The 14,479-nt window shown below is 68.6% G+C and carries 12 protein-coding genes and 1 tRNA gene; 4 read left to right on the top strand and 9 right to left on the bottom strand.

Annotation, left to right across the window (positions count from 1 at the left end; genetic code table 11):
• The 3 genes from H5J30_RS37410 to H5J30_RS05715 form a co-directional block, all read right to left on the bottom strand.
• Window positions 1–773, bottom strand: a 773-nt coding sequence (locus H5J30_RS37410) for a chaplin (protein WP_181786064.1), incomplete at its 3' end; no start/stop codon positions are given.
• A 140-nt stretch (window positions 774–913) separates the two neighbouring features.
• Window positions 914–1,147, bottom strand: a complete 234-nt coding sequence (locus tag H5J30_RS05720; RefSeq protein ID WP_145901801.1) for a chaplin — start codon at window positions 1,145–1,147, stop codon at window positions 914–916.
• Window positions 1,148–1,330: 183 nt separating this feature from the next.
• On the bottom strand, window positions 1,331–2,683 hold the full coding sequence (locus H5J30_RS05715) for a M20/M25/M40 family metallo-hydrolase (protein WP_220188573.1): 1,353 nt from the start codon (window positions 2,681–2,683) through the stop codon (window positions 1,331–1,333).
• Window positions 2,684–2,809: 126 nt separating this feature from the next.
• On the opposite strand from H5J30_RS05715, the gene H5J30_RS05710 reads away from it, so the two are divergent.
• The 3 genes from H5J30_RS05710 to H5J30_RS37405 all read left to right on the top strand — a co-directional run bounded on the left by H5J30_RS05710 (window position 2,810) and on the right by H5J30_RS37405 (window position 3,833).
• Window positions 2,810–2,894, top strand: a tRNA-Leu gene (locus H5J30_RS05710).
• Window positions 2,895–3,186: 292 nt separating this feature from the next.
• Window positions 3,187–3,603 (top strand): hypothetical protein, encoded by a 417-nt coding sequence (locus H5J30_RS05705; protein ID WP_181786062.1) that lies wholly within the window; start codon window positions 3,187–3,189, stop codon window positions 3,601–3,603.
• Window positions 3,492–3,833, top strand: a complete 342-nt coding sequence (locus tag H5J30_RS37405; RefSeq protein WP_309505440.1) for a Scr1 family TA system antitoxin-like transcriptional regulator — start codon at window positions 3,492–3,494, stop codon at window positions 3,831–3,833. The genes H5J30_RS05705 and H5J30_RS37405 overlap by 112 nt, the downstream gene beginning before the upstream one ends.
• Here H5J30_RS37405 and H5J30_RS05700 read toward each other — a convergent pair.
• The 3 genes from H5J30_RS05700 to H5J30_RS05690 all read right to left on the bottom strand — a co-directional run bounded on the left by H5J30_RS05700 (window position 3,772) and on the right by H5J30_RS05690 (window position 9,145).
• A complete protein-coding gene (locus tag H5J30_RS05700; protein WP_220188572.1) occupies window positions 3,772–7,971 on the bottom strand; it encodes an nSTAND1 domain-containing NTPase in 4,200 nt (1,399 codons plus the stop codon). The two genes, H5J30_RS37405 and H5J30_RS05700, sit on opposite strands and share 62 nt — an antisense overlap.
• A 94-nt stretch (window positions 7,972–8,065) precedes the next feature.
• Window positions 8,066–8,443 carry a CU044_2847 family protein gene (locus tag H5J30_RS05695; protein WP_309505439.1) on the bottom strand — a complete coding sequence of 126 codons (378 nt, stop codon included), beginning with the start codon at window positions 8,441–8,443 and terminating at the stop codon, window positions 8,066–8,068.
• Between the two features lie 321 nt (window positions 8,444–8,764).
• The gene (locus H5J30_RS05690) at window positions 8,765–9,145 is read right to left on the bottom strand and encodes a hypothetical protein (RefSeq protein ID WP_181786060.1); all 381 of its coding nucleotides are present in this window, start codon (window positions 9,143–9,145) and stop codon (window positions 8,765–8,767) included.
• Between the two features lie 746 nt (window positions 9,146–9,891).
• Here H5J30_RS05690 and H5J30_RS05685 point away from each other — a divergent pair.
• Window positions 9,892–12,180 carry a S8 family peptidase gene (locus tag H5J30_RS05685; protein WP_181786059.1) on the top strand — a complete coding sequence of 763 codons (2,289 nt, stop codon included), beginning with the start codon at window positions 9,892–9,894 and terminating at the stop codon, window positions 12,178–12,180.
• A gap of 19 nt (window positions 12,181–12,199) precedes the next feature.
• Here H5J30_RS05685 and H5J30_RS05680 read toward each other — a convergent pair whose 3' ends face one another.
• The 3 genes from H5J30_RS05680 to H5J30_RS05670 form a co-directional block, all read right to left on the bottom strand.
• Window positions 12,200–12,520, bottom strand: coding sequence for a hypothetical protein (locus H5J30_RS05680; protein WP_181786058.1), 321 nt, complete (start codon window positions 12,518–12,520; stop codon window positions 12,200–12,202).
• Window positions 12,499–13,353, bottom strand: a complete 855-nt coding sequence (locus tag H5J30_RS05675; RefSeq protein ID WP_181786057.1) for a serine/threonine-protein kinase — start codon at window positions 13,351–13,353, stop codon at window positions 12,499–12,501. Before H5J30_RS05675 ends, H5J30_RS05680 begins: the two co-directional genes overlap by 22 nt.
• Window positions 13,354–13,618: 265 nt before the next feature.
• On the bottom strand, window positions 13,619–14,242 hold the full coding sequence (locus H5J30_RS05670) for a DoxX family membrane protein (protein WP_181786056.1): 624 nt from the start codon (window positions 14,240–14,242) through the stop codon (window positions 13,619–13,621).
• Window positions 14,243–14,479 lie beyond the last annotated feature (237 nt).

Genomic DNA, 14,479 nt, shown 5'->3' with positions numbered 1-14,479 from the left:
GCGGCGGCGCGGGCGCGGCGGTAGAGGACCGCGCCGCCCAGCAGCAGACCGCCGCTGAGCGGGACGAGTGCCCCCAGCGGGATGTCGGAACCGGTCTCCGCGAGCTGCTCCGGGGCCGCGGCGGGCGGGCCGGCCTGCGTCTCGTGGTTCGGCGGGGTGTGGTCCCGGGGCGCCTCGGGCCGGTCCGGGGTGCCGGGCGGCTCGGGGGTGTCCGGCTCGTCCGGGGTGTCCGGCTCGTCGGGCTGGTCGGGCCGGTCCGGCTCCTCCGGCGTCGGCGGCTCCTCGGGCTTGGGCGGCTTCGGGGTGTCGGGGGTGGCACCGTTGCCGCACTCGTTGCCGAAGACAGCGTTGCCGACGCCGACGACGTTGGCGGAGTTGCCGCACGCGTTCACCGGCACGTCCACGGGCGCCTGCACCGTGTTGCCGGAGAGCACGCCCGGGGACTGCGACGACTGGCCCTGGGCCTGGGCCCCGCCGCCGGTGGTGTGGCCGCCGGTCCGGCTGCCTGCGCCGGTCTTCGTGCCACCGCCGTCGTTCACACAGGTGTTGCCGTACGCGGGGTTGAGCAGCCCGCCGACGTTCACCGTGTTGCCGCACGCGTTCACCGGTACGTTCACCGGCGCCTGCACCGTGTTGCCGGAGCCGACGCCGGGGGAGTTCGTCGCGGCGCCCTGGGCGCCCGCGTCCGCCTGCGCGGCGGCGGCGCCTACGGCGACCAGCATGCCGCCAGCGGCGGCGATGGTGAACAGGCCCTTCCTTGCGACATGTCGCATGGGTCTTTCCTGCCTTCTGAGCTCTGGGTACGCGAGCGGGCGGGCCGTCCCCGCCCCGCCCGTACAGAAGCCCGTCCGGCCCCGGAGCACTGCTGTGCGCTCCGGGGCCGTACGGTCACACCCTTACGGGAGGTTCAACGTCACTTGTTGATGCAGGTGTTGCCGAACGCCGGGTTCAGCAGACCGATGATGTTCACGGTGTTACCGCAGGCGTTCACGGGAATGTGAATCGGGGCCTGCACGACGTTGCCGGACAGCACGCCCGGGGACTGCAGGGCAGCGCCCTGAGCACCCGAGTCGGCGGCGGCGACGCCTGCACCCGCGAGCATGAGACCGCCCGTGGCGGCCGCCGCGGCGACAACCTTCTTGATCATTCTTCCTCCTCATTGACGGTGCGGTCCCAGCAGCGGACCGCACCCAATGCAACGACGAGGTAGGTATCGAGCTACGCGCTTATCGTGCCATTCACCCGATTCAGTCCGATTGGTACAGGTGGCCGATTCGACGGCGTACGCCACCCGCCCGCGAACACGCCCGGCCCAGCGAGAAGTGCCAGCTCAGCAGGCGTCGAGGAACCGGTCGAGCACCCGGACGCCGAACTGCAGCCCCGCGACCGGTACCCGCTCGTCGACGCCGTGGAACATCCCGGCGAAGTCCAACTCGGGCGGCAGCTGCAGCGGCGCGAAGCCGAAGCAGCGGATGCCGAGGTCGTCGAAGGACTTGGCGTCGGTGCCCCCGGAGAGGCAGTACGGCACGGCGCGGGCGATCGGGTCCTCCGCCTTGAGCGCCGTCGCCATGGCGTCGACCAGCGCCCCGTCGAAGGTGGTCTCCAGCGCCTTGTCCGCGTGCACGTCCTCGCGCTGGACGCGCGGGCCGAGGATCCGGTCGAGGTCGGCGAGGAACTCCTCCTCGTGCCCCGGCAGGAAGCGGCCGTCGACGTGCGCCGTGGCCTGCCCGGGGATCACGTTCACCTTGTAGCCGGAGCCGAGCATGGTGGGGTTCGCGGTGTTGCGCAGGGTGGCGCCGATGATCTTCGCGATGCCGCCCAGCCGGGCGAGGGTGGCGTCCATGTCCTCGGGGTCCAGCTCGACGCCGAGGGCGTCGCCGAGTTCGTCGAGGAAGCCGCGTACGGACTTGGTCAGCCGCACGGGGAACTCGTGCCGCCCCAGCCGGGCCACCGCCTCGGACAGCTCGGTGATGGCGTTGTCGCGGTTGGTCATCGAGCCGTGCCCGGCGGTCCCGTCGACCGTCAGGCGCATCCAGTGCATGCCCTTCTGCGCGGTCTCGATGAGATACAGCCGCACCTCCTCGTTCACCGTGAACGAGAAGCCGCCGACCTCGCCGATGGCCTCGGTCACACCCTCGAACAGCTCCGGCTTCGTGTCCACCAGGTGCCGGGCCCCGTAGAGCCCGCCGGCCTCCTCGTCGGCGAGGAAGGCCAGCACGACGTCCCGCGGCGGCTTGCGCCCGGTGCGCAGCCGCTCGCGTACGACGGCGAGGGTCATCGCGTCCATGTCCTTCATGTCCACCGCCCCCCGCCCCCAGACGCAGCCGTCGGCGACCTCGCCGGAGAAGGGGTCGTGGGTCCAGTCGGCGGCGTTGGCGGGCACGACGTCGAGGTGCCCGTGGATGAGCAGCGCGGGCCGCGAGGAGTCCTCGCCCTCGATCCGCGCCACGGTCGACGCCCGCCCGGGGTGCGACTCGAAGATCTCCGGCTCCAGCCCCACCTCGGCCAGCTTCTCCGCCACGTACTCCGCGGCGGCCCGCTCCCCCGGCCCGGAGTGGTCGCCGTAGTTGCTGGTGTCGATCCGGATCAGCTCGCGGCAGAGGTCGACGACCTCGTTCTCCGCGCGCTCGACGGTGCCGCCACGGGCGTTCTCCGGCTGGCTCACGATGCCTCCCTGGCACATTCGGGGTCCACGCCCCATCCTGCCCCGCCGGACCCCCCGACCCAACCCGCGGGGTGATCGCGGCGGCCATCAGGTTTGCTAGGGTGTACCGCGTCGCGGCGGGCCACGCCCGCGCGGCGTCCACCGGTCCAGGTGGCGGAATGGCAGACGCGCTAGCTTGAGGTGCTAGTGCCCGTATTAGGGCGTGGGGGTTCAAGTCCCCCCCTGGACACAGACCTTGGCCTCGACCCGGGCCAGTTGCCGTTCGGGCTGGTAGATCAGGTGTTCAGGCCGAGGTTCTGATAGATCCCGGCCTTCGCTCCGGATACTCCGAGCGACTGCCTCCGCACGCCGGGTCGGCACTTCCGCCGTCCAGCTCACAACGAGTCGCGGGTCGATGCCGGCCCCCAGCGATGCTCGATGGTCGACTCCAGGTGACCGGGTTCAAAGGCGCGGGTGAGCCATCCGTCGAGCGGGGCGAGCCGGCGTCCGACTTCGTGCTCACCTCTGCTCCCATGACCGGGGTGTTCACCCAGCTGCACTGGGCCCTGATGGTGGTGCTCGCGGTGATGGTGCTGCCCAATGCCTGGGCTACCCTCGCCGTCGCCCGGCACCGGTACGAGTCGTTCCACCGCTGGCTGCAGCACACCCGCGCCATGGGCAAACTGTGCGACTTGCTCACCGACACCGCCGCCGAGGTCCGTGTGCACGACGCCGGCGGTTTCCTGCTGACCCACCACCGGCTGATGTCCCAGGCCGCCGAGGCGGAACAGGAGCGGTTGGCCAAGCTCCTGTCCGGCCTCTACCTTCCGGATGACGGCCCCATCCTGTGGGACGGCGTCGATGCCGCCCGAGGAGCGAAGGCACCGCCCCGGTGCAGGAAGAAATCATCGACCAGTACCGCGCCGTGCGGAACAGCCGCGCGTGGATCCCCACCGTGATCCGGGGAACGCTCCAGACCCGCGTGTATGCGACCGTCATCCTCCGCCAGGTCGTCGACTTCCTAGGCACGCCCGACGACGTCGAGGCAGGCGTCGCAGCCCGGGTGGAACGCCAGCAAGTGCCCTACGAGCCCGGACCCTCACGTAGTTTCACCGCGAGAACGGCCCTCAGGGGCATACCGGGGTATCGGGCATGCCCTGGAGGTATTGGGCACGTTCAGTATCGGTGAAGTCCCGATGGAGAGCCTGGCAGATTTGCTTTTTGGCTTCCTCAGGGCCCGGAATGCTTGAGTTCCACAGCCGCACTGTGCCGTCCAGTCCGGCAGTGACGAGAGTCTGGCCGTCGGGGCTGAACCCCAGCGATTCAACAATACCGTTGTGGCCGATGAAGGGGTCGCCTCGTGCTTGGCCCGTGACGACATCCCACAGCCGCACCGTCCTATCGCCACCTCCGGTAGCGATAGTCTGGCCGTCGGGGCTGAATGCCAACGACGACACCGGGTGGTCTCGGCCAGTGACAACATCACCTTGTTGTTCACCTGTAACGACATTCCGCAGCAGCACCGCTCCGTCCGACCCTACGGTGGCGATGGTCTGACCGTCCGGGCTGAACGCCAACGGGGACCCAAGAGACACGTTGCGAGCGAGAGGGTCGCCTCGTGATTGTCCTGTGGCAACATCCCACAACCACAGGGTCATGCCCTCTGTACCTTCACCGACGATGGCGAGAGTCTGGCTGTCCGGACTGAACGCCACCTCCCCCAACTGCAGGATAGGGATGTGGTCAGTGAGCACGTCGCTTTGTTGTTTTCCGGAAGCGACATCCCACAGTCGGATCGTTCCGTCCGCTCCCACAGCGGCGACTGTCTGACTGTCCGGGCTAAACGTCGATGAGACTACGGCGTCGGTATAGTCGGTGAGCAAGTTGCGTTGTTGTCGGCCTGCGGCAAGGTTCCACAGCCGCACCGAGCCATTCCCCCCGAGGGCAAGTATTCGGCTATCAGGGCTGAATGCCAATGACATCACCGATTCGTCGTGTCCTGTGATCGGTTCTCCCTGTGGTTCACCTGTAACAGCGTTCCACAACCGCACCGCCTTGTCGCCCTCCCTGATGCCGGCGATGGTCTGGCCATCGGGGCTGAACGCTACCCGCGGGGTGAATTCGGTGTTCCCGGCGATTGTGTCACCTTGTTGCCGGCCCACAGCGACATTCCACTGCCGCACCGTCCCGTCTTCCCCACCGGTGGCGAGGGTCTGGCCGTCCGGGCTGAACGCCACTGATATCACCATGCCGTCGTGGCCGATGAGGGGGTCACCTCGTGGTTTGCCCGTTGCGACGTCCCACAGCCATACCCTCCCGTCTTCTCCAGTGGCGAGCGAGTCCTCCCCGGTGGCCAGAGTTCGACCGTCAGGACTGAATGCCAGCGACCCCATGGTGCGGTCAGGATCCACGTTAGTGAGGGTGCCGCCCTTCTGCTGGCCTGTCGCGACGTCCCACAGCTTCACCGTGGCGGTGACGTCGGTGCCGGCGCCGATGCCGAGGTCCGATGAGGCGCCGGGGTTGTCGCTGGCGCTGGCAAGTATGTGACCGTCCGGGCTGAACGCCAACGACTCGACAACGCTGTCGTGAACGTTGATGGCTTCACCTTGTTGCTGCCCTGTGGCGACATCCCACAGCCGCACCGTCCCATCCCCTCCACCGGTGGCGAGGGTCCGGCCATCCGGGCTGAATTCGGCGGCTCGCATGAAATCGTCAGAGTCGATGAGAGGGTCACCTTGTTGCCGGCCCGCGGTAATATCCCACAGCCGCACCGTCCCGTCGTCACTGGCGGTGGCAAGCGTCTGACCATCCGGGCTGAATGTCAGCGACCAAACGGATTCGTCATGACCGGTGAGAGGTTCGCCTTGTTGCTGTCCTGTAGCGACATCCCAAAGCCGCACCGCCCCGTCATCACCGGCGCTGGCGAGGATCTGTCCGTCCGATGTGAATTCGGCACTCCCGAACCGGGCGCCGTCGTGGCCGGTGAGAGGTTCGGTCTCCAGTTGGCCCGTGGCGACATTCCACAGCCGCACCTTCCCATCCCCGCTGGCACCGGCAAGATTCCGACCGTCCGGGCTGAACACCAACGACTCCACCCAACTGCCGTCGATATTCAGCATGCGTGCAAGCTCAAGGTCGGCGGCCTGGAAGAGACTGACGCGGGCTTCGTCCGTGGGTGCCAGGTCATAGGCGCGGACCGCCATGAGGGATGCAAGGTCAGGGGCGGTGTCGATGAGTGTCTGGGACTGGGCGGCAAGTTGACGGGACTGGGCCCCGCGCTGTGCCGTGCGGGCTTCCTGGCGTTGCCAGAACGCCACGCTGGCGGCGATCAGTGACAGGACGAGCAGGCTGGCCAGGAAGGTGTTGAGGCGGCGGGCGCGTCGGGTGACGGCTTGTTGGTGGCGTTCGCTGACGCTCAGGAAGTGCGTGATCTCGGGTGGCAGTGGGCGTTGAGAGGCCCACTCCTGACCTTCCGCCAGCGCAGTTCCGCCCAGCAGATCTGCGGCCAGGCCGCTTTCGCCGTGGCGTCTGTTCTGCTCGGTTGTGCGGTGCAGCCAGGTCTGGAAACGGTGGTCGCGCGCAATCCATTCGCGCAGGTCGCCCCAGTCGCGGATGAGAGCGTCGTGGATGAGTTCCGCGGTGGGCTCGCCGGGCTGGCCGTCGATCCGCGGAACCGTCCTGGCGGTGATGATGCGGTCCTGGCTCAATGCGGCGACGACCTCGTCGAAGACCGCGTCCGGTGCCAGTCCGGCGGTCAGGGCCCGGAGCCTGGCAAGGGGGACCAGTTGACGGGTGGCGGGGATGCCGAGAGTCTCGTCGGCCGGGCGGACCAAGGCGGTCAGGAGGCGCTGAGCGGTGGGACGGTGCCCGGGGGGCATGTGGCTCAGGGCGTTGTTGCACCAAGCGGTAAGGCTGCCGGTGACCTCACCGATGTGCTGATACGACTGGTGCGTGAGGCGGCCGTCGGTGCGGCGTTCCCATAGCTGGGCGAGGGCAAGTTGGAGAGGCGGCAGGAGAGCCGCGTTGGTGTGAAAGTCCGGATCGGCGGTGCGGAGGTCTTCGATGATGCGTTCCGGCAGTCCCGTTTCGAAGCGGGCTCCCGCGTCCAACGCCGGTTGGGTGATAATCGCGTGGAGTTCGGGAAAGGTAAGCCGGGCGGGGAGGTCCACAGTCCCCGGCCTGGCGGACTCCAATAAGTGAGGAGATACCTCCGCAAAGCGGGGGTAGAAGTCGTTGCGCACTATGAGGATCACGCTGAGCGCGGGATGTGCGTCGACGGTGGCGAGCAGGTTGTCGATGGTTGTCGGAGGCGGGTCGGGCGAGGGGCCGGCGGTGGGTGGTTGCGTAAGCAGTTCCTCGAACTGATCGATCACCAAGAGGAGACGGGTCGAGGCCGGTTCGGCCGCGAGGCGACGTCCCACCGCTGATCCGAGTCCGTCACTCGTTGCGCCGGGCAGACCGGCCCGTTCCAGTTCCGCCGTCAGATTCTGGCCGGGGCGGGTCAGCACCCGGGCCCAGCGGTCACTGCTCGGCAGCCGGCCACCTGCAAGAGCAGGGAGCAACCCGGCCTGGACGAGGGAGGATTTACCCGCCCCTGATGGCCCGAGCAGCAAAAGCAACCGCTGACGCCGCAACCGCTCCACCACACTGTCCACCGCCGCGTCCCGACCATGAAACCAGGCGGCATCCCGTTCCGTGAACGGCTCCAGACCCCGATACGGGTACACCGCCCGTTCTGCCAACCCCGGCACCAGCTCACGCAGCACCTCGGCGGTGATCGCGTAGGCGATGCCCTGCCCCCGGCGGTACCTGTCCCCAGGAGAGATTGAGGTGACCATGCCGATCACCAGACCGGTCACCTCGTCCGTCACCGGACCGCCGGAGAATCCGGTCGTCAGGTCATTGGCACCCGTCAACTGGAGCAGCATGCCCGCCGCCCGGCTCGGAAGGAGATCACCCGCCACGCCGTAGCCGAAATGTCCGTGCTCCGGAGCCTGAGAGGGAAACCCGAACGAGGAGATTCGATGCCCCGAGCACCCGGCTGCCGAGCCAATCGCCGCTGCGCGGGCGCCGTCGGGCACGTGCTCCAGCAGGACGGCCGCCACGTCCTCAGCCTCCTGAGGCCGCCAAGCCTCAGCCGACACTGTGCCCTCAACTATGGCCTCAGCCATCAGGTGCGGGAAACGCAGCGCGACCTGGCCGCCCGCACCACTCCCGGCAGCGAGTACCACATGGGCGCATGTGACAACCAGGCCCTCACCGGCGAGGAACCCTGCACCCACCACCCGGCCGTCCCCAGCCAGGACCTGCGCCACCCCCGCCGGCATCCAAGAACCCCCGACGCCCATGCTTGCAGGATCGACACTGACAGGGTCCGAAGCCCCACCGTCAGCCCCTGTCGGAGCCCCGCCCGCCACTGGCCTACCCCCCTCGCACGTTGTCGCCTGCCCCTGCCTGCCACAGCAGCCGGACCTTCAGATGCGCCGCCGCACCACCCTTGCTGACGATCACGCCGGCCTGAGCCGAGAGGTCCACCCCGAACTCCACCTCGACCTCAGCCGGCCCCGCCTGCCGTAATTGCGCTGCCACCGCTCCTGCCATCTCCTGCACCGGTGCCAAAGCCTCAAGCAACGACCGCGGCACCTCCCGCACGGCATCCGTCACCCGCCCCGCCTTCACCGGCCCCTCACCCGACGCAGGCACGGCATTCGGCATCACCTCGAACAGGACCTCCTTGCCGCTGGCCAACGACAACCGGCCCACTGACGTCCCCGCCACTTCGTCGTGTGAATGGTCCACTTGCCGCACCCCTTCAGCCCAAGCCGCCCATACCCGCCCTGACGACAACCGAACACCGCTCATCGATTGACCACCGCAGTTACGCACACCATCAAACCTTGGCCCCACGAGTACGCGGCAGACGTCACCGGTGTCAGCATCCGCATCGCGCCACCGTTTACCACCCCTCGCAGCCCGCCATGCCCCTGCTTGTGCAGCCGCCACGTGGGCGTCGCTGCGGAAAGCCCGGTCTACCGGTACCTCCGCTCACAACCTCGATCTGCTGCCGAAGGGTCCATCGACATCTCATGGACCTGATGAAGCGAGCGCTGGAGCATGCGTTCAGGCGCCGCAGAAGCTGGGTGGGGTGACCTTGGCGGTGTCGCAGACACGGGTCGTGGAACTGCCCTCCACCCGGATCTGGAGCACATGAGGCTTGGGCTTGAATGGTTCAACCTGCACGGCTGCCCCCTCGCGGATGTCACTGGAGTTGCTGCGGGTGACCTTGCCCGCGAGGCTGTCACCGGCGACGTGCAATTCCAGTTCAAGGTCGATGAACGCGATCGCCTCCGTGTTGCTGTAATCCCGCCACCCGAAGGAGCCGCTGCCGTCAGGCCGGATGTCGAGGAGCGTGTTGTGGGCCTGCCACTCGCCGGTGAACGCGTCAGGGATGGGCGACTTGGCGGACGAGGACGGGCCCGGGGCGACGGAGGGAGAGTTCACCGTGGAACTGGGTGCGGACGCCGTCTGCAGAGATGCCTTCGGCTCGGCCTCGTCATCCGCACTGCACGCAGCCGTCGATAACGAGACCGCAACGACTACCCAGCGAATCCACGCACACTTCACATGTCTTCCCATGTTCCTAAACAACCGGTAAGACCGGCTAGGTGTCAACGGGGCACGTAACCGTGCGACGAGCTATGGCTTGGACATGACGGTGCCGCCGGGGTGTGCTGTCTCACAGCGAAAGGTGCCCGGCTCCGGCGAGGCGAGAAGCGCCCGTCACAGTCGGTCCTGCGACGGGGTGCGGTAGACCCTCAAGGGGGCGTTGGTGGCAGGGCTCCGTCGTTCTCGCGATCGGTCGGGTGTGCTCACGTGAGTCCGAGAGTTGCAAGCGGCCGGGTCATGTCCCGTCCGTGATGGCGCAGGCCCTGGGCGATGTTGTCCCGCCCTGCCAGGCGGAGTGCGCCGATGATCTCCTCCGTGATCAAGCTTGGGGTGACCACGACTCGCTACGGAAATTCCATTCACCGCTGTTCCCCGAGGACTTCCAGCCATGCCCTCTCAGCCTATGCGTCACTTCGCATCCCTGAGGTGACTTGCCTCTTGCGGCATAACCCTGATCACACTACCTGCACCGGAAGACAATTCCTCCGGCAAGGGCCTCACCTTGGCTTTCTGTCGTAGGTGGGGCTGGGTATGGTCAGCGGCGCCGACGTTGGCCACGGGGAGGAGGGAACAGGTGTGCGGTGCAGGGAAGATCGGTACGCGCGCTGACGAGCGTCGCCGGCGTCATGGTGTTACTGGCCTCGTGCTCCAGCGGCGATTTCTGGGAGAAGGCCACCGATCCCCGCAGGGGTGACGGCGGTCAGCAGGCCGAGCTGGACCCGTCGATCCGGATGCCGGCGCTGTCCGCGGCCGTTCAGGACGGGCATGTGCGGTTGCAGTGGCGGCCGGTGAAGAGGATCAGCCGTTACCGGATCGACGACGGCCGATCGCAGATGGACGTGCCCGCCGCGATCTGCGCGCAGACCTGCACACTGGGCCTGCCCCCGCGCCCCGAGGGTGGCCGCCAGGAGTTCGCGGTGTCTGCGGTGACCGCTGCCGGCGCCTTCTCCAAGGCGTCCACCGCCACGGTGCAGGCGCCGGAGCCGGAAGCCGACGAGCCGGTAGGTCCGCTGCAGGAAGTGGTGGTCATCCGCCAGGACCACCTACCGGAGGACCCGGAGAACAACTCACCGACCGTGGAGCGCATCCCGGTCGACTCGGGCGCCGCGGCCCGCCGTGAGATCGAGAAGACCTGGTCGGATCCCGACGTCATCTCCGCCTCGGTCAACCATCGGATCACCACCACGGACGGCGACGATCCGCCGGCTGGCTCCACTCCGACGAACGTGCTGTGGCAGAGGGATGCTATGGAATTCGACCGGCTGCCCGGCGATCCACGCGGTGAGGGCATCACCGTCGCCATGGTCGAATCCGGCGGGGTCGATGCCACCCACCCATCGCTCAAGGGCGCGGTGGAGGAAGGTGCCAGCATCACCGGTGACGGCACCGGCATCTCCACGCCCACCTTGCACGGCACGGCCACCTCCTCCCTGATCGTCGGCCAGCCCGCCGGGGACATCCCAGGCGTGGCACCGGGGGCGGAGATCATGCCGGTCGCCCTCGGCGAAGACGCGAAGGCGGCAGACCTGGTCGAGGGCATCATCTGGGCGGTTGACCACGGTGCGGACATCATCAACATCTCCGCCGGCACGTCCTGTAACGGCCCAGAACTTTCCGGGTGCCCCGACAGCCTGAGGGCCGCATCGGCCTACGCCGAGGAGGCCGGCGTCGTCGTGGTCGCGGCAGCGGGCAACAACGGTCCCGGCACGAACTGTGCACGGGGGACCAACCACCCCTGGTCACCGGCGATCGTCGACTCCGTCATCTCCGTCGGCGCGTACCGCGCGGACGGCAAGCGATGGGAGTGCTCTCCCCTCCGCAGCGACATCGACATCCTCGCCCCCGGTGCACATCTGATGCACGCCTGGCTGGGCGGCGGCTACGGCACCAACAGCGGCACCTCTTTCAGTGCACCCCTCATCAGCGGCCTGATCGCCACCATCCTGGCGGAACGGCCGGATCTGGAACCCTCCGACATCCGGCAGATGCTCCCCAAGTGGCGGCTCGCAGACGGGCGGCTGAGTACCTACGCGATGCTCGTCGACCTCGACATCATCGAGACCGATGACCAGCAGCCGAGAGTCGGCGACATGGACCTCGCGGGCATTTTCCCCTTCGAGGCGTTCATCGGTATAGGCACCGGGCACCCGATACGCAAGGAACTCGAAGCGGCGAAGAAGCTGCAGTTCGGCAACCCCGGCGGAAGGCGTATCCATACCAGCGTCTCTATCCCCTGGTGGGACGGCACAGGCAGCGGCTTCGGTGGGAGCTTGCCGAACCAGCGCGAAGAGCCGTGGGGTTACGGCGCCATCACGGGCCAGGTCTACCTGCACAAAGACGGGTCCGTGAGCGCCGCCGGCTGGATGAGCCTGAACCGGATCTCACCCGGCTTGGACTACGGACTCGACCTGACCGGTTGGCACCGCATGGTGTGCGACGCCGCCTTCGTCAACCCGGCAAGAAAGCAGTTCCGCTGGGACACTCCGGTAAAGGTCGGCGTCTCCGGCTTCACCGCCGGAAACGACACCACCCCGGCGCGGGCGAAGCTGACGTTCTCCCTGGGAACCGGCGCCACCACCGGCAAGCACGGCCAACTGCCCCCCGTGACGGTGGGGAAGGACACCCTCGGCGACTGCCCAGGACAGATCGCCGCGCAGAAAGGCCGCGACCCCGCGGCCTCCGGCACACCGCAGGAGCTGGCAGCGGTCTTCGACGAGTACGCGAGAAGCATCGAACGAATCGAGCACATGCTCGTCCAGGCCACGCCGGTCACCACCGCCGAGGCCGTTCCCCTGTCCGGTACGGACGCGCCGACCGAGACCCGCGCCGAACAGGACCCGAACCTCCACCTCAACATCGACGTGAGCTGACCACACCAGCCGGCCGCGGTCAGCAGCCGCCAGAGCTGTACCGGGCAGTCAGCGCCGGCCCGACCACCTCGGCGATACGCAGGCACACAGGATGCTGCCCGAGAAGGTTGGTGACCTCGATGACCACAGCTTCGCCCTCCGGACCGCTGAAGGGCGTAGGGCGAGCGTCCGAGGTACGTAGCCGAAGCCAGCCGCTTTCCCGGTCCAGGGCCCGCTCGGCCGCCTCAGCCAGCGACACCTCACGGTTCGAAGGGCTGGAGTTCAACTCCTGCACCGCACGATCGACCGCACGCTCCACCTCGGCCTGGTCGTAGGCGGTCAGCCCCAGGTAGCCGGCCACACCGCCGACCGTAAGAAGCAGCGCAGCACCGGCCACCAGAACCCGCCGCCGGCGTCCCCGGCCCTGTCGTCCACCTCGACCGGTAGCTCACGCACGCGGCTGGGCCGCAGCGGCAGGCTCTCCCGGTGCTGCTCCACCACCTCGGCCACCGTGCCGGTATACGGCGGACGACCGGCCAGCAGCTCGTACAGCAGGGATCCGACCGCGTACAGGTCACCTGCCGGTATGGCCGGTGCACCATCGCGACGCTCCGGCGCGAGGTACAGCACCCTGCCCGTGGCCGGCACGCCTGCTTCCTCGTCCGCGGCCGGCGCGAAGTCGGTGAGCCCCGCGTCCAGGACGGTCACCGCCACGGCCTCCGCATCGGCGTCGTCGATCAGCAAGCTCGCGGCCTGGAGGCTGCCGTGCACCAACCCGGCGGCGTGAACCGCGGCCAGCGCGGTGCACACCTGCTCTGCCACGGCCATCGCCTGGCGCCAGCCGATACGGCCCTTCTCGGCCTGTAACTCCCCGAGGGGGCGACCGGTCAGCGGCTCCAACACGAGATAGCCGCAGCCGACCCGGCCGGCCAGGTCAGTGGTCCCGTGGCCCCGCACGGAGGTCAGGTACGGGCTGTCCAGCCCGGCCAGCACGTCGGCAGCGCGGTCGAAGCGAGCCTGCGCGGCCTGGCCTACCCCAACGGCTACAGGAAGCAACTGCACGGCGACTTCGTCGCCCCGATCGGAGTCACGTGCCCGCCGGATCTCGCCCACCCCACCGACGCCTATCTGCTCGGCCAACCGATACCGGCCGTCGACCACGATCCCTTCCACGCCAGCCTCCGGCACCACCACTCCCCCTCCTCGTGCCCTCCCCGGCTCCCCAACGGCCCGCCACGGCACGGCGGCCGTCCGATCGGCGAGAGCGTAGTGCTCGTGGCCGCATTCAGCGGAGCACGGTGGGGAGGGCTGTGGTGGCAACAGCCCCTCTGAGGGAGCCGGGCACCGCCGCGCGCCGCGCGGCCTCGGCGGGGTGAGGACGGCGGCGCGGCGGGTCCCGGGCGTGCCGGTCGGTCCGGGCACCGCGGCGGGTGCCCGGACCGTTTCCCGTGCCATCCGGTCACTGGAGCGAGCGGTGGTCGCGGACGAAGGGGAGCTTCGCCCACGCGCGCCCGAGGCCCCAGGTGTTGCCGGCGTACGTGACGGCGAGGGCGATGGCGACGACCGCGTAGACGACGTGGTAATCGATCAGCGGGTTGGTCGACATGCTCGGCGAACCGTCCGACAGGTGCTTGGCCGGCGGCCACTCGGCGACCCACATCAGGGCCATCATCACGGTGGTCGCCACCGCGGCGAACCGCAGCGCCACCCCGAGGACGAGCGCGAGGCCGATGCCGAGGAGCCCGAGCATGAACATCCAGTCGGCCCAGGCGTCGCCGGCCCAGGAGTGGAAGGTGTCCTCCATCGGGCCGACAGCCACGCCGCCGAGGAAGCCTTCGGTGGGCGAGCCGCCGTCGATCCAGGCGCCGTTGCCCGGCGTCGAGTAGCTGAGGCCGAAGGTCTTGTCGAGGAAGGCCCACAGGAAGACGAAGCCGGTGATCAGCCGGATGCCGGCGAGGACGTAGCCCACCGCCGGGGTGGTGGTCGCTTCGGTGGTCGCCTTGGTCCCGTCCGTCGAGCGCGCCGTACGCCGCTGCGGCAGGTGGAAGTCGAAGCGCCGTCGGGGCTGCTGGTGCACTGCCATGGTTCCGCTCCCTTGGTGTGAAGCCCGGTGTCCGTTCGGTCTGTTCGGTCTGTTCGCTTTCAATCTCCCGCGGCCCGGGGCGGCTGGGATGGACTGAAGAGGGCCTTCGGGCCGGTCCGATGGTCGTCGTCCCGGAGGGACTGTCGGCCCCCGGGACGAGGCCGGTCCGCACCCGGCGGTCGGCTGTGTCCTACCGGGCCGGTACGAGGACCACGGGGCAGCGGGCCTCGCGCAGCA

The organism is Streptomyces phytophilus (assembly GCF_013870535.1).
GTDB lineage: Bacteria > Actinomycetota > Actinomycetes > Streptomycetales > Streptomycetaceae > Streptomyces > Streptomyces phytophilus.
This window is presented reverse-complemented; position numbering and strand designations above follow the sequence as displayed.